The following is an 18,514-nucleotide window of genomic DNA, read 5'->3' on the forward strand; positions in this document are numbered from 1 at the left end:
CTAAGCCGCCTTCCCTTTCAGGCCGATCATGCGCTTGAGGGCGCTGCCCATGTCCCCGATGCCCGCGCCATGCACGGCGCCTGCGCGGTAAACCTTGGTGGCTCCCCACAGGACCAGAGCCGTGGTAGCGGCCATGATCCCCATCTGCGCCAGAATTTCCCACATGGGCGGATCCTGCGGCATCCGAAGGATCAGCAAGAAGGGCGTGAAGAACGGAATCCACGACGCGATGTCGACAATCGGGGAGCCCGGGTCCTGAAAGGCGATGAAGATGGCAAACATCGGCAGCATCAGCAGGATCATCATCGGGCTGAGCAGGGTCTGCGCCTCCTGAATCGTGTCGCACAGGGAGCCGAGCGCCATGAAGATGACGCCATACATGACATAGCCCAGAAGGAAGCTGATAAGGCCCGGCACAATAATGGTCGGGTTTGCCAGCGCCGACAGAAAGGGCGCGATCAGACTGCCTGTGCCGGGCACCTGGGAGGCAATCACACTTGCGCCGACAAAGGCGAACAGCCCCCATGAGATCATCATGGTGGAGGTGACCGCGAACACGGCCAGCAGTTTGCCTGCCAGCAATTGCGGCAGCTTCACAGAGGTCAGCAGCGTATCGAAAATCTTGTTGGAGCGCTCTTCGATCGTGCCCATCAGCAGATACTGAATGATCGAGAACACCATCAGCCAAAGGAAGTAAGCGAGCCCGCCCGCAACGAACATCGGCGCGCGGTCTGCCATGGTGACATCGGCGCCAGCCTCGGATTGCTCCGCCACAGGGCGAATGCGCTTTGCCGGAACCTTGAAAGCAGAATCATCGACGGTTTGCAGGAAATCCTCGCCAAGACCCGCATCTTTCAGGGCCTCACGCCGCGCGAGCCGCAACATGGCATCTTCCGTCAGATAGCGCAGCTGGGTGACGTTTACGTCGTCACTCCAATATTCCAGCTCATCCTTTTCAGGAGACAGGACGAGCGCAGCAAACAGCGGCTTGTCGCCCACAGGGCCGGAAACGGTCTTCTCTCCCAGCAGATAGGGGCGCAGGCCATCAATCGTGTCGGCAGGTGCAGGCACGCGGATGAACTTTCGGTCTGCCTGCGAACTGGCAATCTGCGCGCTTGCCTGATCCGTCATGTCCATCTGAGCTGCCAGCTCGCTGGCGGTTTCACGGTCAGCCTCCTCGCGGCGCTGGAATTCGGCCTCGATGGCATCGGCGTAGAGCGTGCTGCCCGGCTCGACCACGGCATAGTATCGCACCGGGGATGATTGCGCGGCAAACCCGGCCAAACTGCCACCAATGATCATGAAGAAAGGCACAGCGGCCAGGCTGAGCCAAAAGCCCCAGGCCTTCACATAGCCCAGATAGTCGCGTCGGAAGATCAGCAATATGTTGCGCATCAGGCGGCCTCCCCTTCTGCCGCTTCAGAGGCCGCAAGCGCCTCGGCATCGGCCTCTCCCACCAGCGACACAAAGACATCCCGCAGCCGGGCTTCATCCGGTGCAAAGCCCCGGATGGGCGCGCCTGCCTCCAGCGCCGCGCGAAGGGCATCTTGTGCCTCACGCCCGCGTGGCAGTTCGATGCGCCAAGTGTCGCCATGGGCTTCATCGGCAATACGGGTGGCATCAAAGCCGGTATTGGCAAGCGCCGCAGCCATGTCAAAGCCCGGCTCTACCGTGATCCGTGCGCCCTGCCCCAGTGTAGAAAAGGCCTCCGCCAGCGTACCATCCAGCACCTTGCGGCCTCGCGCCATCATGATGATGCGATCGCACAGGCGTTCGGCGTGTTCCATGACATGGGTGGAAAACAGGATCGTTGCACCGCGATCATGCTCGGCGCGGATCAGGTCTTCCAGAGCTTGCTGATTGACCGGGTCCAAACCAGAGAAAGGCTCATCCAGAATCAGGAAGTCCGGCCGGTGGGCCAGTGTGGAGAGAATCTGCACCTTTTGCGCCATGCCCTTTGAGAGCTTGGAAATGCGCGCACGGCTGAATTCATCCAGCCCGGTTGCCTGCAGCAGCTCATCGGCGCGCGCCCTGGCATCATTTGCCGACAGGCCTTTCAGGCGTGCAAAATGGGTAATCGTGTCGCGGGCGGTCATCTTCTTGTAGAGACCGCGCTCTTCCGGCAGGAAGCCGACACGTTTCAGGGCTTCGATGCCCGGTGCCCTGCCAAACAGCTCCACGTGGCCGTCATCGGGCGGCATAACGCCCAGCGCCATGCGCAGACTGGTCGACTTGCCCGCCCCGTTAGGACCAAGGAAACCGATGATCTGCCCCTCGGGGACTTCCATCGACAAATTATCGACGGCGGTGAAATGGCCGAAGCGTTTTGTCACGGAAGACAGGACAAGGGGAGAGACGGGCATAAGCTTTCAGCCTTTCCAGCGTATCGACAGACACGCACAGCGATTCTCGATAAGGATAAAAGTCATTTGCCTGCAACGCCTTGCCAAGCCCTTAAAGGAGTCGCAGCATACCCGAAATGAAGCGCATCGGCCCTCTTTTTCCGCCTGCAGGGCACCCTCGCCCGGCGACAGACACGGATTTGGCCCCTGGAAACAGGACACTGCGCAGCTATGCGCTTCAATTGGCGCGCATTGAAGCCGCTCTCACCAGAATGGATGCCGGACAATATGGGCGGTGTACGCAATGCAATGCGCCTATCCCGATCCACCAGCTGGAAGCAGATCCGGCCCTGTCAGCCTGTTCGAATTGTGAGGAACCTGCAGACCAAGTCATCTGACAAACAGGCTCGCGTCAGATCATGACTCCGAACAGCCAGATGAAGAATTGCACAATCAAGGCCGTCACAATCAGCATCACCACGGTGGCCATCCAACGCCCGCCAAGATTCAGCAGCAGGCCAGCTGCCACGCCGACAATCGCCATAAGGCCAAGTGATATGATCCAGTTGATGCCGATCGCAATGGCCAGGACGGCATAGCCGACCATCATGATGACAATCAGACCGCCCCAAGTGCTTCCCGTGATGAAACCATCCCAGGTCGACTTCTGGTCGGTGATGTCCATTTCTCCGCGATGATATTCGCTGGCTGCCATGTGGGCGCTCCCCGTGAAATACGTAACGTTCCGGGTAATATATGAGGCGCGGCACGGGTCAAGCGCGTCAAAGCGCTACAGGTCAGTTCAAACGCTGTTTCTGATTTGGTTTTTTCGGCGTGAAGACGTGCGGAAGCGGCGCGGCGGGCACCCCCTCTTCCTTCAGGGCTTCTGATTCCTCTGGCGTGGTCTCGCCCCAGATCGGGCGGCTGTCCTGTTCGCCATAGAACATGGAGCGCGCCTCATCCGCGAAACTGTCGCCGACATAATCGAAATTCTTGGCCACATGATCGCGCGCCTTGCGGGCAAACTCCCGGAACACCTGTTCTTCATCCGAGCCGGTCTTGGCCTTGGCTTCGGACGTACGCACGGAAGGCGCCATGATCTGCTTTGCGACATTGGCTCCGCCGCAGTCGATGCAACTGACCAGCTTGCGGGCGGCCTGCTCGTCAAACGCCGAGGACGAGGCAAACCATGCCTCGAACTCGTGCTCGCAATCGCCGCAGATGAGCGCGTATCTGATCATGGCGTGCCTACCTTATGCCTCCAGCATGGCGTCCAGCTTGCCGGAGCGTTCCAGAGCCATCATGTCGTCACAGCCGCCAATGTGCTGATCGCCGATGAAGATTTGCGGGAAAGTGCGACCGCCATTGGCGCGCTCGATCATTTCGGCCTTCTTTTCGGCATCCATGCCGGCATCAATCTCCTCAAAGGCAACATTCTTCTCTTTCAGGAGAGCGACGGCGCGGCTGCAATAAGGGCAGAATTGGCGCGTATAGATCGTGACATCAGCCATGTTTGAAGCTCCGAATAGTGAAATTGAAATCTGACCTCTTCTATATGGTAACATCTGTTTCGCGCACAACGCGGGCAAGCACCAACACGTCCACTTGTCGAGCACCTGCCTTGAACAGGGCACGCGTGCACGCAGACAGCGTGGCGCCGGTCGTCAGGACATCATCCACCAGCAAGATGCGTTTACCCTGCACATGCCCAAGCGCACGGGGAGAGACCGCGAACGCCCCTGCCACATTGCGGCGGCGGGCCCTGGCAGAGAGACCGCCCTGCGTCGGCGTGCGCCGCTTGCGCTTCAGGGCGCTGACCCGGCATGGCACGCCGGTCCTGGCCGATAGCGCGGTGGCGAGCCAGGCAGACTGATTGAAGCCGCGCGAGACGAGCCGCGTATAGTGCAAGGGCACGGGAACGATCAGGTCGGCTTCTGCCAGCAGGGCCTGCCCGGCCTGCGCCATCCATCCGCTCATCACCTGAATGCCATCACGCCGTCCGGAGCGCTTGAGGTCCAGCACGATGCGACGGCTGGCCTGTTCATAGACCATGGCGGCACGGGCGTGGGCCCAGCGCGGGGGCCTGGCGATGCAGGCCGCGCACTGTGCCCCGGTTCCCAAATCCATCTCCATCGGGCTGCCACAGCTTTCACAGACTGGGCCGGAAATGAAGCCGATGGCCGCAAACTCGGCGGGCGACAGAGGCCCCTTGCCCGCGCCCCGCTGACCACTGACCAGCGATCGAGGTGGCCAGAGAAAATCCGCCAGCCTCCGCAAAAATTGCTTTGCCATAAGTCCCTGCAGGTCCATATCGCCGCCCATGACCTCTCCGCCTGCTGCCCCGCCCCGCCTGTTTGACCGCGCCCGCGTGGCACGCAATCGTGACAGAGCCGCCGCAAACTATCCAGACTATGCGTTCCTGAAGGCACGCGTGTCGAGAGACATTGCCGAGCGTCTTGAGGATACTTCCCACAATTTCCCCCATGCGCTGGAACTGGGCGCGCATGATGGCCAGTTGAGCCACCTTCTGCTGGAGACCGGCAAGATCGAGCAGATCAAGTCAGCAGATATTTCGCAAAAGATGGTCGAGCGGATGCAGGCAAGCGGTCTGACGGCTCGCCTGATGGATGAGGAGATGCTGGAGGTGGAACCGGCCAGCCTGGACCTGATCGCGTCTGCCTTGTCACTGCACTGGGTGAACGATTTGCCGGGCACGCTGATCCAGATCCGCAAGGCGCTGAAACCGGACGGCCTGTTCCTGGGCGCTCTGTTTGGCGCAGGCACGCTGGCGGAGCTACGCGCCTGCCTGATGGAAGCAGAAACTGAGCTGAAGGGCGGCATTGCCCCGCGTATCTCCCCCCTGCCTGGCCTGCAGGACCTGGCTGCGCTGATGCAGCGGGCGGGCTTTACCCTGCCGGTTGTGGACCGGGAAACCGTGACGGTACGCTATGCCTCGCCGCTGAAGCTGCTGGAGGATTTGAAAGGCATGGGAGAGCGCGCCGCATTCACGCCGGGCACAGGGCGACCTTTGCCGCGCAGCGTGCTGATGCGGACGCTGGAGCTGTATCTGGAAAATTATCGCGACCTGGACGGCAAGGTCCGCGCAAGCTTCGAGATTGTGCACCTATCAGGCTGGGCACCAGCAGACTCGCAGCCAAGGCCCCTTAGGCCCGGCAGCGCAAAGGCCAGCCTGGCGGACGCAGTACGAAATCATGGGACAGCCTGAAGCGGCTGACTTAGCCCATTTTTGTTTCAACGGTGCTGAATGTACCGTTGATGGATGTCGCGATGGCTGTGACGCCGCCAATGATGGCAAGGGCTATCAAAGCGACGACAAGTCCATACTCCACGGCTGTGGCACCGGATTCCTGGCGAAAATACTGGCGCAGGGCAACTTTCAGGTTTGACATGGTCACTCCAAGTCTGACTTTTTACCCGAAAGCACGTCAAACAGGGGAATGTCTGCCGCCGGCGCCGGATAGGTGTGCAGATCCAGCGGCCTGACCCAAGCGAAGCTCTGCCCCTCTCTTGGATGCAAGTCGCCCTCCCAGCACTCACAGCCAAAGAGTGGCATCAAAAGGTGAAAATCCGGATAACCAAAACTCGCAAAAGTGATTGGTTTCAATGAAGTTTGATCGACCCTGATGGCAAGTTCCTCCTCAAGCTCCCGCACAAGAGCCCGTTCAGGGGTCTCTCCAGCCTCAACCTTGCCGCCAGGAAACTCCCACAGTCCGGCCATGGACTTCCCCTCTGGCCGCTGGGCGAGAAGCACACGCCCCTGTTTGTCATACAACGCAGCCGCAACGACGAGCACCATTCGGCGCGTCATGTGCGATAAGCTCCATTGATGTCGACATAGCCATGCGTCAGGTCGCATGTCCAGACTGTGTGCGATTGGTCCCCTACCCCGGCATCGACGCGGATCGTGAATTCAGGCTTGGCAAAGACAGCCGTAGCCGCTTCTTCGGAATAATTCTCCGCCCGGCCGCCATGTTCGGCGACCAAAACATCATCGAACCAGATCGACAGCTCATCCATCTTGATCGGCTCCAGAGATTTGCCGACCGCCATCACGACCCGGCCCCAGTTCGCATCACCTGCCGCCATGGCCGTCTTGATGAGTGGGGAGTTCGCAATCTCGCACGCCATGATCTTGGCGGAGAGACGTGAGACGGCACCCTCTACCGTGATCGCAACAAACTTGCTGGCCCCTTCCCCATCCTTGACGATGAGCTGCGCCAGTTCAAGGCAAACAGAGTGGAGCGCTGAGGCAAGGGCATCAAAGCGCGGATCTTCCGCCGACATGATCGGCTCCATCCCGCTGGCACCGGTCGCAAATACCATCAGCGTGTCGGAAGTCGACGTATCACCATCCACGGTAATGCTGTTGAACGTCTCGTCGGCAATGTCTTCCAGCAGCTCCTGCAACAGAGCCGGTGCAATGGCGGCATCCGTAAAGACATAAGACAGCATGGTCGCCATGTTCGGCGCGATCATGCCGGAGCCCTTGGCGATGCCGGCAATATTGATGCCTGTGCCCTCAATATCCAGCGACAGGCCCGCCCCTTTGGGGAAGGTATCTGTGGTCATGAACGCCCTTGCGGCGGCTTCCCAATCGGGCGCGCCGAGCTTGGCGGCCAGGTCCGGCACGAAGGACCCGACATAGTTCGGATCTGCGAGCGGTTCGCCTATGACGCCGGTGGCAGCCAGGAAGCAGGACTCCTTTGGAACGTCCAGCGTCTCGGTCATCGCCTTGAGGGTCGCCTCATTCTTCAGCACGCCCTTCGGCCCGGTAAAGGCATTGGAATTGCCGGAATTGGCCACCAGCGCGCGCGCTGTACCGCCGCCTGCTTCCAGCGCTTCGCGGCACCAGAGGACATCCGCAGAGGCGGTATGCGACACGGTGTAGACACCAGCACAGCTGGTGCCCTCATCAAAGGCAAACAGGAAAACGTCATCGCGCGTGATACCGCGTCGCGCATAAAAGCCACGCGAGCCAGTTGCGGCGCGCACACCTTTCACATCCGGCAGAACTGGAAAGCCGGCGGGCGCAAAGGGAGAGGGTTTCAGGTTCAAAGTTCGGGTCCTTCTGCATCAGTATCGGTGGCAAGCGCCCCTTCGGAACGTTCCGCTTCCTCTGTAAGCGAGAAGCCGGATTCCGGCACGACATGGGCGGATTTGCCCCCCTTCTCAATAGTCGCTTCGGTGCGCAGACGACGCAGGATCTTGCTGACCTGATTTAGCGTCAGGAAGGTGACGATTTCCGGTCGCATCTCCTCGCGGCTCTTTGGCGGACTGGTACGGCGATCCTTCACTTTGATGATGTGCCATCCATCTGCGGATTGGAACGGCTCGGAAACGCCGCCTACCTTCGTATTGGCGATCGCCACCGGAAACGGATCCGGCAAATCATTCGGAGCGACATAGCCGAGATCACCATTCTCCATGCGGGTTGCCGTATCCAGGGAGTTTGCAACGACAAGGCTCTCAAAAGACTTGCCATCCTGAATCTCCTGATAGACGCGGCGGGCATCCTCTTCGGTATCCAGCAGGATATGCGCAACGGAAACTTCGTCATTGTCCTGCTGCAGCAGGACCTGTTCCTTGTACATCGCCTCGATGCTGTCCTCGGTCACTTCGGAAGCAACGAGGTTTTCAACGAGCAGATTGCCGAGGATGCGTTCGCGCGCCATTTCCAGCCGGCGCTTGGCCGCCGGTGTCCTGGCCAGTCCGCGCGCCATCGCCTCCTGCGCCATCAACTTCTGATCAATTAATTGATCCAGAACGGTGTCATAACTCTCATTGCCTGGGCCGAACTCCTCCCCTGGCGTGATGAGACCACGGGCAACAGCCTCCAGTTCCACATCACTGACATAAATCGGATCATTATTAACCCTGACAGCCGTGACGCCTTCAACCTGAATGGAGGGCTCTTCTTCCTCAGGAGCCCCGCAGCTGCCGAGGACAGCAAGGGACATGGCCGCGAGCAAGGCTGGCAGGGATTTCGATAAGGGTTTGAGAAGCAGCACGGTAAAGTCTCCTTTGGGCTGAGGGCACTGCATTGACACCCCAATGCGGCGTTCTTAAGTCTGACCCGCGCGTTGGTCGAGAGGTTTCGGCCAGCGGATGCGCGGTGGGAGAACCCGCAAAGATCCTGTCCGACCTGCTGTCAGGATTAGAGTTTTGTCGCCCCAGATCAATTGGTGCTGCCTGATATGCTTTCTGTTGCCCGCAAGATTTTCGGTACGGTAAATGACCGCAAGCTGAAACCCCTACGAGCCCGCGTCAACCGGATTAACGCTCTGGAACCCATGATGGAGGCCCTCTCGGACGAGGCTCTTCGGGGGAAAACTGCCGAATTCCGAAAGCGCCTCGCTGATGGCGCCTCCCTGGACAGCCTCTTGGAAGAGGCCTTCGCAGTTGTACGCGAAGGCGCCAAGCGCTCTCTCGGGATGCGTCACTTCGATGTGCAGCTGATGGGCGGCATGGTCCTCCACTCCGGGAACATCGCCGAGATGCGCACCGGTGAAGGCAAAACGCTGGTTGCCACCCTGCCTGTCTATCTGAATGCCCTTGAGGGCAAAGGTGTGCACGTCATCACGGTGAACGACTATCTGGCCAAGCGCGATGCAGAATGGATGGCACAGGTCTATACCTTTCTCGGCATGTCGACCGGCATCATTGTGCATGGCATCACGGATGAAGAGCGCAAGCGCGCCTATGCCTGTGACATCACTTATGGCACGAACAACGAGTTCGGCTTCGACTATCTGCGCGACAATATGAAATACTCGCTGGAACAGATGGCCCAGCGCGGACACCATTATGCCATAGTCGACGAGGTGGACTCCATCCTGATCGACGAAGCACGTACGCCGTTGATCATCTCCGGCCCCACCGACGACCGCTCTGACCTCTATATCGCGCTCGATGCGCTGATGCCCCGCCTGACGGATGAGGATTACGAGCTCGATGAGAAACAGCGCTCTGTCACCTATACGGAAATCGGCACCGAGAAGATCGAAAACTGGCTGACTGAATCCGGCACGCTGGAAGGCTCGATGTGGGAACCGGCCAATATCTCCATCGTCCACCATGCGAACCAGGCCCTGCGCGCGCACAAACTCTACACGCGCGACAAGGACTATATCGTCAAGGACGGTCAGGTGATGCTGATTGACGAGTTCACCGGCCGCATGATGGAAGGCCGCCGCCTGTCCGAAGGCCTGCACCAGGCCATCGAGGCCAAGGAAAAGGTGGACATCAAGCCCGAGAACCAGACGCTGGCCTCGATCACCTTCCAGAACTATTTCCGCCTCTACAAGAAACTGGCCGGTATGACCGGCACGGCCCTGACAGAGGCTGACGAATTTGCCGACATCTACAAGCTGGGCGTAGTGGACCTGCCGACCAACAAGCCGATCCAGCGGCTTGATGAAGACGATATCGTCTATCGAACGGCCAAGGCGAAGTATGCCGAGATCGTCAAAGACGTGCGCGAGTGTCACGCGAAGGGTCAGCCGATCCTGCTCGGCACCGCGTCCATCGAGAAATCTGAAATCCTGTCCAATCTGCTGACGGCTGCGAAAATTCCGCACAAGGTGCTGAATGCGCGCCACCACGAGCAGGAGGCCCATATCGTCGCCAATGCCGGTGTGCCTGGCGCGGTGACGGTTGCCACCAACATGGCTGGCCGCGGTACGGACATCCAGCTTGGCGGCAATTTCGAAATGCGCCTGGAGCAGGAAAAGGCCGAGCAGGAAGAAAAGCTGGGCCGGGAGCTGACTGAAGGCGAACTGGCCATGCTGGTCAGCCAGATCAAGGCGGATATCGAAGTCAAGAAAAAGCAGGCGCTGGATGCTGGCGGCCTGTACGTTCTGGGTACAGAGCGCCACGAAAGCCGCCGGATCGACAATCAGCTGCGCGGCCGGACGGGGCGTCAGGGCGACCCGGGCAAGTCGAAATTCTACATCTCCATCGAAGATGATCTGATGCGCATCTTCGCTGCTGAACGCATGGACGCCGTGATGCGCCGCCTTGGTATCAAGGAAGATGAGGGAATCACCCACCCCTGGATGAACAAGGCGATGGAAACATCGCAGAAGAAGATCGAGCAGCGCAACTTCGAGATCCGCAAAAACGTTCTCAAATATGATGACGTGATCAATGATCAGCGTAAGGCCATGTTCGAACAGCGCATGGAATTCATGCGCGCCGAAAATGTGACCGACACGATCCGCGACATGCGTGAAGACGTGATTGATGCGCTGGTTGCCCGCACGATGCCGGAAAAAGCGTATGCAGAGCAATGGGACATGGACGGCCTCTCCGAAGCCCTACGCAATGACTTTGCCATCGACATGCCGGTCAAGGAATGGGCCGCCGAGGAAGGCGTCGCGAACAATGAAGTTGCCGAGCGCATCCGTGACGGCGTCGAGAAAGTCTACGAAGCGATTACACAGCAAGTTGGTCAGGAACAGATGCAGCGCATCGAGAAGCAGGTTCTGCTGCAGGTGCTGGATATGCGCTGGCGCGAACACCTTCAGATGATTGACCAGCTGCGCTCTGTCATCCACCTGCGTTCTTACGGCCAGCGCGACCCATTGAACGAGTTCAAGGAAGAAGCCTTCAACCTGTTCTACAATTTGCTGAACGAGTTGCGCGCGACGGTGACGCGTTCGCTGATGCATATCCGCGTGCAGCCGCCAGCCCAGGAACAGCCGCGCCGCCCTGTGCCGCAGGCAGAACCGCCCAAGCCTGCTCAAGCTCCAGCAGCCGCGCCGAATATGCATGAAACCCATCTCGACCCGGATACGGGTGTGAACGAGATGAACCCGGAAGACGACGCGACTCCTCCGGGACCGGAACTTCACCAAGCAGAGGAAAGCTGGGCCAACACGCCCCGTAATGCCGCCTGCCCATGCGGCTCTGGCAAGAAGTTCAAGCACTGCCACGGCGCACTGACCACACAAAAAGTGTAATCCTGATGGCCCGGCTGATCATGCTGTCGGGCCTACCCGGATCAGGAAAATCCACACTTGGCCGGATACTTTCCGAACGCATTGGAGCGTGTCTTGTCAGGGTAGACGTGCTGGAGCAGGACATGCGCAATATGTGTGACCCCGATCACGATGTGGGCACGAAGGGCTATGCAGCAGGTTACCAGCTGGCCTCAGAACATCTGATATCCGGCCATGACGTCATCGCAGACGCGGTGAATGCGGTAGAAGCCGCCCGAGACGGCTGGCGCACTATCGCTACCCAGGCACGCGCCCCCATCATCGAGATCGAGATTCTTTGCTCATCCCTCGACGAAGTGAAGACCCGCCTGAAAACTCGCAACACCGGAATTAAAGGCCTTCGCCAAGTGAGCCTGAAAGACAGGCAGCAAAGGCGCTGGGACGACAATCCGCATGCAAATTTCCGGGTCGACACGGCGGGCCGCTCCATCAATGCATGCGCGGACGAAATTGAGCATTTTTTTAACCCGGTGGATTAGGCCTCGCCTCACACGGGAACCCTATCCCCACTTCCGCGTTAACCATGCCGAAGCCTCAACAAGGAGACTCGTCATGGGACGGACTTTGACGTTCATCATTGCCTTTATTTGCGTTGCATTCCTGCTGGTACTCGGCTGGTTCTATTTTCAGGAAGGCTCGTTTGAAGGTGCCGGTGAACGCATGGATACCGCCATCGAAAATCTTCCGGAAGAAGCCGCCGAAGTGGCGGATGATGTTTCCGACGCAGCAGATGAAGTCTCACGGGAGCTGGACGAACAGGCCCGCGACCCAAATTAGGGCATCGCCCCTCCTGATCGCTTGACATCTTTGCCTCGACGGGTGAACCGCTAGCCGTGATGATTGCAAGCCTCCCCCCCGTTCGCGGCAAGCTGATGCAGGATGCCAGCCTTGCCCCCTATACCTGGTTTCGCGTCGGTGGGCCGGCCGATTGGCTGTTCCTGCCTGCCGACGAAGAAGACCTGTCCAGCTTTCTGAAATCCTTGGACCCTGCTATTCCGGTCACAGTGCTGGGGGTGGGATCGAATGTCATCGTACGTGATGGCGGGATTGAAGGCGTTGTCATCCGCCTGATGGGAAAATACTGGGGCGCGATTGAGTCTGAAGGCGACCTTACCGTGTCAGCCCGCCCTGGCGCGCTGGATTTGGCGGTGGCGAAGACAGCTGCGCGGGCCGGCATTAAGGGTCTCGAATTCCTGTCCGGTATTCCCGGCTCTCTTGGTGGGGCAACGCGTACAAATGCCGGTTGCTATGGCCGGGAGTTACGCGATGTGCTGGTCAGCCTGGAAGGCTACCGGCGCGATGGCACACATGTTTCCTATCGCGGACCGGGGCGCGAGGGCACCGCGCCTGAAGCGGGCTTTTCTTATCGGCACACGGACTTGCCAGACGATCTGATCGTCACAAAGCTGATACTGCAAGGCACGGGCACTGATGCGCCCGACAAGATTCTGGAAGAGATTGAAGCCCTCCAGACGCGCCGCGCCGAAACTCAACCCATCAAGGAAAAAACGTCCGGCTCAACCTTCGCCAATCCGGACCCGCCTGGCACACCGGATCAGCGCTCCGCGTGGAAACTAATCGATGCAGCCGGTTGCCGGGGCCTTAAAGTGGGCGGCGCGCAGGTCTCTCCCAAGCATTGCAATTTCCTGATCAATACGGGCGATGCCACAGCGGCAGACCTGGAAGCGCTGGGCGAACTGGTGCGCGCACGGGTTCTGGACACGCAAGGGGTCCAACTGCGCTGGGAAGTGCGGCGCATCGGACGAACGGCCTAAAACGTGCCTTCGAGCCTAAGGGTGAAAATCTGGCCAAAGTCGCGTTCACGCGTTTCCCGCACCAGAACATCATCCAGCCGGCTGCCATCATGAATTTCCCGCCAGAAATTGTCATTCTGGTTGGTAATATTGCCAATCGTGATCCGGCCGGTTGCCCCGAAAATATCCTTGTCCTCAATATAAACATATCCGAATCCGGGTGGATGAGCCTCCAGGCTGACCTCTGACAGGCGATAGAAGCGGTTACTTTTCGCCCCCTCAAACCCGATACCCCAGGCCCAATTAGTCTTCGGGATATCATGGCGCAGTTCCGAGAACAGATAATAGACCGTATCTCCATTGATCGGGCGCGTCTCACCCGTCAGCGGATCTGTCACTTCGGAGTCATACCATTCCCCCGAGAGCGTGATCTCAGCCCCTGGCACCCCTGCCCGCGCCAGCTTCAATGTGGCTTCCAACTCCGCGCCAACCTGCCATGCCGTGTCGAGGTTTCCCGGCCCGTCTCCATCATCAATCGGAATACGGTCTACAATGTCTTCGATACTCGCCCCAAACACTTTCAGCGTCGCTGCCCCCCAGGCTCCGAAATCCTTTTCCGTCTGCAGGCTGAAAATCCAACTCTGCTGCGGAACGATTTCCGAATTTCCGGTCTGGCCGTTCTCCGCGTTCAGATTCACGGAGGAAATGAAGTCAAAGAAATCCAGCTGGCCCACCTCGCGCTCCAGCCGGGTGATCAGCTTCAGGGAGTCGTCGGTCTGCCAGGTAAGGCTGGCATAGCCCTTCGGCCGCGTGAACGTGCGTACCTTGGACACATCACCTGATTGCGAAAGTTCCGAGACTTCCATCCCGAGAGAAACCTGCGCGCTGAGCCGGGGAGACAACTGGCGGCCATGCGTTATAGAAATCTCGCCGCGCTGCTCTTCGACACGTGAATTGGCATTGAACAGATCCACCCCCTGCAAGGGACCGATACCCTCTGCCTCGCTCAAACTGGAAGTCGCGTCCAGATAGTTGAATGCCCCTTCTGTCGCGATCTGCCAGTCTCTGCCCGCAGCGTTTCCAAAGGCATATTCACTTCGCAGAATGTATTCGCCTTCATCAATGGTCTGCTGAAAGAGCGATTTCGACAGATCGCTTCCGTCAATATTGCCGCGCAGGAATTCATCCGTCATCGGGCTGTACTCGCGACTTAGCAGACCAATCATCTTCAGGCGCCCTGGCCCGATACCAAATTCATAGTCAGCGCCAAGCTCCGCGCCCCACTCATCTTCTGATCCCTTGAACAGTCGGCGCCCCTCCGGGCCGTCTACCGGATAGGTCTTTGAGACTTCCTTGTTGTCTGGCTCGTAAATGGCGTAGCTGGCATTGAGGTTTCCTACTGCGCCGCTCGCAGGCTTCCATGAAAGCGATCCGGCCACGGATGCATATTCTGCGGCGTGAGTGAAGTCTTCAAGACGCTTGTCGAGACGGTTTCCCTGACCATCCGTGATGTATTCCGGGCCATTATTGGCACCGCGTTCCGGCGAGCTGTCCAGCTCGAACGTCCATCCCAGCGCGCCCTTCCCACCGGACAGGGCAATATTAAAGTCATTATAGTAAGGAGGCAGATTATCCCGGAAGCGGGAAGACCAGCTCCATGTACCAGCCGTCTTGCCCAGACCATTGGTAACGACATTCACCACCTGTCCGGACAGACCCGGAATATCGAACTGGCTGCCATCGACCAATTCGATGCGCACGACATTCTGCGCCACGATCCGGCCAAGTGACTCAACCGCACCATTGGACTTTCCCGAAACCCGCTGGCCATTGATCAGCACATTGCCGTGCGCCTGACCAAAGCCGCGTTGATTGCTGTTATCCCCCTGAATGGCGAAGCCCGGAATCCGGGTGACCATATCCAGAGCCGTTCTGGGGCTGTACTGGCGAAAGTCTTCCAGCGTGTAGACGGTCACCTCGGAAATCTGTTCTTCTGTCTCTGCGGCACAAGCCCATGGCGAGACAGCCAGGCTATTCGCAGTAATCAAAAATAGGCTGAAACAGACTCGCGCCGTGATGTTCACGCCGGTACCCCTCCCTGAATTTTATGGCTGTGATCAGATGCCGTGCGGTATCTGATTCTCATATTTGATGGAGAGCGACTACACACGTAGTCAACTCATAGCAAGAATACGGAGCATGTATTTTTCGTAATTCAGGCCATGAATTGCTTTCACGCTGCCATGCTAAGGCCGTTTTAACCCTGCAAACGCGATGACTAGACTTAACGCCGCTGGGCCAATTTGCAGGAAGAAAAGATGAAACGTGTTGCCGTGATCTATGGGGGTTGGTCGTCCGAACGGGAAGTCTCACTGTCATCTGGACAGCAGATGGCTGAAGCCGCGCGCAAAAGCGGATACGATGTGGTGGAGATTGATGCCGGACGGAATCTGGCAGAACAACTGACCGAGGCGAGACCGGATGCAGTGCTGAATGGTCTGCACGGGCCCTGGGGCGAGGATGGCTGCGTGCAGGGTGTTATGGAAGTGCTGGGCCTGCCCTACTCTCACTCCGGCGTGCTCGCTTCTGCCCTGGCGATGGACAAGTTGAAGTCCAAGGCCGTCTACCAGCAGGCCGGTATCCCTGTTGCCCAGGACAAACGCGTGACCCGGGAAGAAGCCGCTGCCGCACACCCGCTGGCCCCGCCCTATGTCATCAAGCCGGTTGCTGAAGGGTCCAGCTTTGGCGTGCTGATCGTTCGTGAAGGCGCAAATGCCCCTGCCCTGGAACTAACCAGCAGCAATTGGCGCTATGGCGATAATCTGATGGCCGAGGAATTCATTCCAGGACGCGAGCTGACCGTCGCGGTTCTAGGGGATCGCGCGCTGGCTGTCACAGAGATAACGACCTTAAGAGACTATTACGATTTTGATGCAAAATATGCAGCCGGAGGATCGCAACATGTGATCCCGGCAGAATTGCCAGCTGATGTCACACAGGCCGCGATGGATTACGCGCTGAGGGCACATCAAGCACTAGGATGCCGGGGAGCGACGCGATCCGATTTTCGCTATGATGACAAGAGAGACCGGCTCGTGATTCTGGAAACCAATACACAACCCGGCATGACGCCCACCTCGCTTGTCCCTGAACAGGCCGCTTTCGTGGGGATGTCCTTCGAAGAGCTGGTCGCCTGGATGATCAAGGATGCTTCATGCCAAAGGTAAGCCGCAACCAGACTGTCCCAAAGAAATCGTCACGCAAGCCCGCCGTCATCGTGGATGAGGTGACGGGCGAGGAAGTGCGCGTCTCTTCCGTGATTTTCGGGTTCGTGATGCTGGTCGCCATTGTGGTGGCGACGGCTGCCTGGATGGGCGGGTCTATGTCGCAGATAGAAAGCCGCTTTGCTGGCTTCATGGATGACACGGCCCGCGTCATGGGCATCTCTGTCAACGATGTCTCCGTGATCGGTCTGGAACAGGACCCTGCCCTGGCGCAGGATATCCGCGCCGCTGCCATGATTGAGCCGGGCGAGAACATGTTTCGCGCTGATCCGCATTTGATCCGTCGCCGCGTGGAGGGCACCCGCAAGGTGCTGAATGTGCGCGTTCATCGCCTGTGGCCGGACCAAGTGGTCATCTTGGCCGATGCCGCAGAACCGGTCGCCCTGTGGCATGATAGCAAGAAATGGACAGTTGTGGACGGCCTTGGCCGTATCATTCCGGATGCCCGACCGGAAGATCACAAAGGCCTGGTACGCCTAGCTGGCCGCGGCGCGCCGCAAGCTGCGCCGGTTCTGGCTGCGGCCCTGGAGACCGAGCCGGATGTAGCGCAGGGTATTGCCATCGCCACCCGCATCAATGACCGCCGTTGGGACATGCGCCTGATCAATGGTGCCACCGTGCGCATGCCGGAAGATGATGGCCTGACGAATGCTCTGGACCAGCTGTCCACGCTGCAGGTTCGCACCGCGCTGATGCAGCGCCCGCTGGAAACCATAGACCTGCGCAATCAGGGCCGCGTCTATCTGACACCGATCGACCCGCCAGACTTTGCCGCCCGTGAAGAGGCGCCGCGCAGCTGATGGCAAATGTCCAGTCTCGCCGCATGGCCCTTGGCGGCCACCGCACGACCGGCCCGGTCGCGGCGCTGGATATTGGCTGCTCCAAGATCACCTGCCTGATTGGCCGCAATGACGGCACGGGCCCGCGTCACTTCCAGATTCTCGGCTCTGGTCGCCAGCAATCGCGCGGTTTCAGCGGCGGCACGATCACCGATATGGAAGGCTTGGAACGCTCCATCCGCCTCGCCGTGGAAGATGCCGAGCGCGAAGCTGGAGAACAGATCAACCAGGTCATGCTGGGCATCACGGGCGCGCATGTTCAGTGTAATCTCGTGACAGCCTCTATCGAAATTGGCGGACGTGAGATCACGGCCAAGGATGTACGCCGCCTGCAGGCCGCTGCGATGGCGAATGTCTCCACCAAGGGCGTCGAAGTACTTGCCGCCTGGCCTGTCGCCTACCGTGTGGATGAACAGGAAGGCGTGCGCGAGCCAGCCGGAATGTATTGCGACACGCTGGGTCTGTTCCTCTCCGTCGTTACCGCACCGAAAGCCATGGTGCGCAATCTGGTCGAATGCGTGGGCCGCGCGCACCTCAGCGTCAATGCTCTAATCCCCTCCTCTATCGCAAGTGGGGCCGGCACTCTGATTGACGACGAAATCGAGAATGGCGCGATCTGTATCGACATGGGCGCTGGCGTTACGGCGGTGTCTGTCTATCTCAATGGCTCCCCGGCCTGGGTTGGCCTCGTACCCGCCGGCGGAACGCATGTAACCTCAGACATCGCGCAGGGCATCGGCACGACCTTTGCCGCCGCAGAGCGCCTGAAGAGCATCTATGGCACAGCCAATCTGGAAGGCCCGGGCCTGGCCGAACGGATCGAAGCCCCGCGACTCGGGGATGATGGGCGATTGCAGGCCACGCGCATGGAGCGCGGCAAGCTGGCCGAGATCATCGCTCCGCGTATCGAGGAAACTTTCGAGCTGATCCAGAAAACCCTGGGATCCAGTGGTGTACGCAAAGTACTGCCGCGGCGAGTTGTCCTGACAGGCGGCGCAAGCCAGCTGCCGGGCGTACGGGATGTCGCCACGCGCATTCTGGAAGCCCCTGTCCGGCTCGGACGACCGACAATTGCCGAATTCCTGGGCGAAACACTGGGAACACCAGCTTTTTCTACAGCGTCAGGTCTGCTACTGTATCAGGAGTTGGGGTTTGCGGACGCTGTGCGGGCTGGCATTGCGTCGAAGGAGTACGGTTCGGAAGTCCGAGGCGGTGCTGTGAACAAGGCGTTCCATTGGCTGAAAGAAAATTTCTGACGCCAATCGCCCTCACTTA

20 protein-coding genes are annotated in these 18,514 nt (G+C 59.1%); 9 read left to right on the forward strand and 11 right to left on the reverse strand.

The genetic code is table 11. The features are described 5' to 3' along the window. Both HY2_RS00700 and HY2_RS00705 read right to left on the reverse strand, forming a co-directional pair. Complete coding sequence (locus HY2_RS00700) at positions 1 to 1,395, reverse strand: ABC transporter permease (protein ID WP_034823650.1); 1,395 nt, start codon at positions 1,393 to 1,395, stop codon at positions 1 to 3. Continuing rightward, entirely contained in the window at positions 1,395 to 2,363 is a 969-nt protein-coding gene (locus tag HY2_RS00705) for an ABC transporter ATP-binding protein (protein WP_034823652.1), read from the reverse strand. Before HY2_RS00705 ends, HY2_RS00700 begins: the two co-directional genes overlap by 1 nt. 116 nt (positions 2,364 to 2,479) lie before the next feature. On the opposite strand from HY2_RS00705, the gene HY2_RS17405 reads away from it, so the two are divergent. Continuing rightward, positions 2,480 to 2,740: a TraR/DksA family transcriptional regulator gene (locus HY2_RS17405; protein ID WP_034823654.1), complete on the forward strand. Its 261-nt coding sequence runs from the start codon at positions 2,480 to 2,482 to the stop codon at positions 2,738 to 2,740. A 14-nt stretch (positions 2,741 to 2,754) separates the two neighbouring features. On the opposite strand, the gene HY2_RS00715 is transcribed toward HY2_RS17405, so the two are convergent. The 4 genes from HY2_RS00715 to HY2_RS00730 all read right to left on the reverse strand — a co-directional run bounded on the left by HY2_RS00715 (position 2,755) and on the right by HY2_RS00730 (position 4,664). Further along, a complete protein-coding gene (locus tag HY2_RS00715) occupies positions 2,755 to 3,057 on the reverse strand; it encodes an aa3-type cytochrome c oxidase subunit IV (protein ID WP_034823656.1) in 303 nt (100 codons plus the stop codon). A gap of 82 nt (positions 3,058 to 3,139) precedes the next feature. Beyond that, entirely contained in the window at positions 3,140 to 3,583 is a 444-nt protein-coding gene (locus HY2_RS00720; RefSeq protein WP_034823658.1) for a DUF1178 family protein, read from the reverse strand. A gap of 12 nt (positions 3,584 to 3,595) precedes the next feature. Next, positions 3,596 to 3,907 carry a glutaredoxin 3 gene (gene grxC, locus HY2_RS00725; protein WP_267895801.1) on the reverse strand — a complete coding sequence of 104 codons (312 nt, stop codon included), beginning with the start codon at positions 3,905 to 3,907 and terminating at the stop codon, positions 3,596 to 3,598. After that, on the reverse strand, positions 3,894 to 4,664 hold the full coding sequence (locus HY2_RS00730; RefSeq protein ID WP_112061407.1) for a ComF family protein: 771 nt from the start codon (positions 4,662 to 4,664) through the stop codon (positions 3,894 to 3,896). The genes grxC and HY2_RS00730 overlap by 14 nt, the downstream gene beginning before the upstream one ends. Here HY2_RS00730 and HY2_RS00735 point away from each other — a divergent pair. Then, the gene (locus HY2_RS00735) at positions 4,663 to 5,568 is read left to right on the forward strand and encodes a methyltransferase domain-containing protein (protein ID WP_034823663.1); all 906 of its coding nucleotides are present in this window, start codon (positions 4,663 to 4,665) and stop codon (positions 5,566 to 5,568) included. The genes HY2_RS00730 and HY2_RS00735 overlap by 2 nt on opposite strands. Before the next feature lie 10 nt (positions 5,569 to 5,578). Here the strand turns inward: HY2_RS00735 and HY2_RS17075 are convergent, their stop codons facing one another. Genes HY2_RS17075 through HY2_RS00750 form a run of 4 tightly spaced genes read right to left on the reverse strand, consistent with a single transcriptional unit; the run spans position 5,579 to position 8,371 of the window. After that, positions 5,579 to 5,752 (reverse strand): Flp family type IVb pilin, encoded by a 174-nt coding sequence (locus HY2_RS17075; protein ID WP_081814847.1) that lies wholly within the window; start codon positions 5,750 to 5,752, stop codon positions 5,579 to 5,581. 2 nt (positions 5,753 to 5,754) lie between these two features. Then, complete coding sequence (locus tag HY2_RS00740; RefSeq protein ID WP_034823665.1) at positions 5,755 to 6,171, reverse strand: (deoxy)nucleoside triphosphate pyrophosphohydrolase; 417 nt, start codon at positions 6,169 to 6,171, stop codon at positions 5,755 to 5,757. Beyond that, on the reverse strand, positions 6,168 to 7,418 hold the full coding sequence (argJ, locus tag HY2_RS00745; RefSeq protein ID WP_034823667.1) for a bifunctional glutamate N-acetyltransferase/amino-acid acetyltransferase ArgJ: 1,251 nt from the start codon (positions 7,416 to 7,418) through the stop codon (positions 6,168 to 6,170). The genes HY2_RS00740 and argJ overlap by 4 nt, the downstream gene beginning before the upstream one ends. Then, complete coding sequence (locus HY2_RS00750; RefSeq protein ID WP_051594572.1) at positions 7,415 to 8,371, reverse strand: peptidylprolyl isomerase; 957 nt, start codon at positions 8,369 to 8,371, stop codon at positions 7,415 to 7,417. The genes argJ and HY2_RS00750 overlap by 4 nt, the downstream gene beginning before the upstream one ends. Before the next feature lie 186 nt (positions 8,372 to 8,557). Between HY2_RS00750 and secA the strand changes: the two genes are divergently transcribed. The 4 genes from secA (at position 8,558) to murB (ending at position 13,137) form a co-directional block, all read left to right on the forward strand. Then, positions 8,558 to 11,323, forward strand: coding sequence for a preprotein translocase subunit SecA (secA, locus tag HY2_RS00755; protein ID WP_034823826.1), 2,766 nt, complete (start codon positions 8,558 to 8,560; stop codon positions 11,321 to 11,323). A gap of 5 nt (positions 11,324 to 11,328) precedes the next feature. Continuing rightward, positions 11,329 to 11,841 (forward strand): P-loop nucleotide/nucleoside kinase family protein, encoded by a 513-nt coding sequence (locus tag HY2_RS00760; protein ID WP_051594573.1) that lies wholly within the window; start codon positions 11,329 to 11,331, stop codon positions 11,839 to 11,841. A 73-nt stretch (positions 11,842 to 11,914) separates the two neighbouring features. Continuing rightward, positions 11,915 to 12,139: a hypothetical protein gene (locus tag HY2_RS00765; protein WP_034823669.1), complete on the forward strand. Its 225-nt coding sequence runs from the start codon at positions 11,915 to 11,917 to the stop codon at positions 12,137 to 12,139. A 59-nt stretch (positions 12,140 to 12,198) separates the two neighbouring features. Then, positions 12,199 to 13,137, forward strand: a complete 939-nt coding sequence (gene murB / locus HY2_RS00770; protein ID WP_034823672.1) for a UDP-N-acetylmuramate dehydrogenase — start codon at positions 12,199 to 12,201, stop codon at positions 13,135 to 13,137. On the opposite strand, the gene HY2_RS00775 is transcribed toward murB, so the two are convergent. Beyond that, entirely contained in the window at positions 13,134 to 15,164 is a 2,031-nt protein-coding gene (locus tag HY2_RS00775; RefSeq protein ID WP_158533966.1) for a TonB-dependent receptor plug domain-containing protein, read from the reverse strand. The two genes, murB and HY2_RS00775, sit on opposite strands and share 4 nt — an antisense overlap. A 270-nt stretch (positions 15,165 to 15,434) precedes the next feature. Between HY2_RS00775 and HY2_RS00780 the strand changes: the two genes are divergently transcribed. The 3 genes from HY2_RS00780 to ftsA are packed head-to-tail and all read left to right on the forward strand — an operon-like array spanning position 15,435 to position 18,495. Then, the gene (locus HY2_RS00780; protein WP_034823677.1) at positions 15,435 to 16,343 is read left to right on the forward strand and encodes a D-alanine--D-alanine ligase; all 909 of its coding nucleotides are present in this window, start codon (positions 15,435 to 15,437) and stop codon (positions 16,341 to 16,343) included. Next, positions 16,331 to 17,200 (forward strand): cell division protein FtsQ/DivIB, encoded by an 870-nt coding sequence (locus HY2_RS00785; RefSeq protein WP_034823678.1) that lies wholly within the window; start codon positions 16,331 to 16,333, stop codon positions 17,198 to 17,200. Before HY2_RS00780 ends, HY2_RS00785 begins: the two co-directional genes overlap by 13 nt. After that, positions 17,200 to 18,495: a cell division protein FtsA gene (gene ftsA / locus HY2_RS00790; protein WP_034823679.1), complete on the forward strand. Its 1,296-nt coding sequence runs from the start codon at positions 17,200 to 17,202 to the stop codon at positions 18,493 to 18,495. Before HY2_RS00785 ends, ftsA begins: the two co-directional genes overlap by 1 nt. The last annotated feature ends 19 nt before the right edge of the window (positions 18,496 to 18,514 follow it).

The organism is Hyphomonas pacifica (assembly GCF_000682675.1).
Taxonomy (GTDB): Bacteria; Pseudomonadota; Alphaproteobacteria; order Caulobacterales; family Hyphomonadaceae; genus Hyphomonas; species Hyphomonas pacifica.

Excerpts from the sequence above, each read along its gene's own strand:
- HY2_RS00700 (WP_034823650.1), bottom strand. The coding sequence starts at position 1,395 with ATGCGCAACATATTGCTGATCTTCCGACGCGACTATCTGGGCTATGTG.
- HY2_RS00705 (WP_034823652.1), bottom strand. The coding sequence starts at position 2,363 with ATGCCCGTCTCTCCCCTTGTCCTGTCTTCCGTGACAAAACGCTTCGGC.
- HY2_RS17405 (WP_034823654.1), top strand. The coding sequence starts at position 2,480 with ATGAAGCGCATCGGCCCTCTTTTTCCGCCTGCAGGGCACCCTCGCCCG.
- HY2_RS00715 (WP_034823656.1), bottom strand. The coding sequence starts at position 3,057 with ATGGCAGCCAGCGAATATCATCGCGGAGAAATGGACATCACCGACCAG.
- HY2_RS00720 (WP_034823658.1), bottom strand. The coding sequence starts at position 3,583 with ATGATCAGATACGCGCTCATCTGCGGCGATTGCGAGCACGAGTTCGAG.
- grxC (WP_267895801.1), bottom strand. The coding sequence starts at position 3,907 with ATGTTACCATATAGAAGAGGTCAGATTTCAATTTCACTATTCGGAGCT.
- HY2_RS00735 (WP_034823663.1), top strand. The coding sequence starts at position 4,663 with ATGACCTCTCCGCCTGCTGCCCCGCCCCGCCTGTTTGACCGCGCCCGC.
- HY2_RS00730 (WP_112061407.1), bottom strand. The coding sequence starts at position 4,664 with ATGGGCGGCGATATGGACCTGCAGGGACTTATGGCAAAGCAATTTTTG.
- HY2_RS17075 (WP_081814847.1), bottom strand. The coding sequence starts at position 5,752 with ATGTCAAACCTGAAAGTTGCCCTGCGCCAGTATTTTCGCCAGGAATCC.
- HY2_RS00740 (WP_034823665.1), bottom strand. The coding sequence starts at position 6,171 with ATGACGCGCCGAATGGTGCTCGTCGTTGCGGCTGCGTTGTATGACAAA.
- secA (WP_034823826.1), top strand. The coding sequence starts at position 8,558 with ATGCTTTCTGTTGCCCGCAAGATTTTCGGTACGGTAAATGACCGCAAG.
- HY2_RS00760 (WP_051594573.1), top strand. The coding sequence starts at position 11,329 with ATGGCCCGGCTGATCATGCTGTCGGGCCTACCCGGATCAGGAAAATCC.
- HY2_RS00765 (WP_034823669.1), top strand. The coding sequence starts at position 11,915 with ATGGGACGGACTTTGACGTTCATCATTGCCTTTATTTGCGTTGCATTC.
- murB (WP_034823672.1), top strand. The coding sequence starts at position 12,199 with ATGATTGCAAGCCTCCCCCCCGTTCGCGGCAAGCTGATGCAGGATGCC.
- HY2_RS00780 (WP_034823677.1), top strand. The coding sequence starts at position 15,435 with ATGAAACGTGTTGCCGTGATCTATGGGGGTTGGTCGTCCGAACGGGAA.
- HY2_RS00785 (WP_034823678.1), top strand. The coding sequence starts at position 16,331 with ATGCCAAAGGTAAGCCGCAACCAGACTGTCCCAAAGAAATCGTCACGC.
- ftsA (WP_034823679.1), top strand. The coding sequence starts at position 17,200 with ATGGCAAATGTCCAGTCTCGCCGCATGGCCCTTGGCGGCCACCGCACG.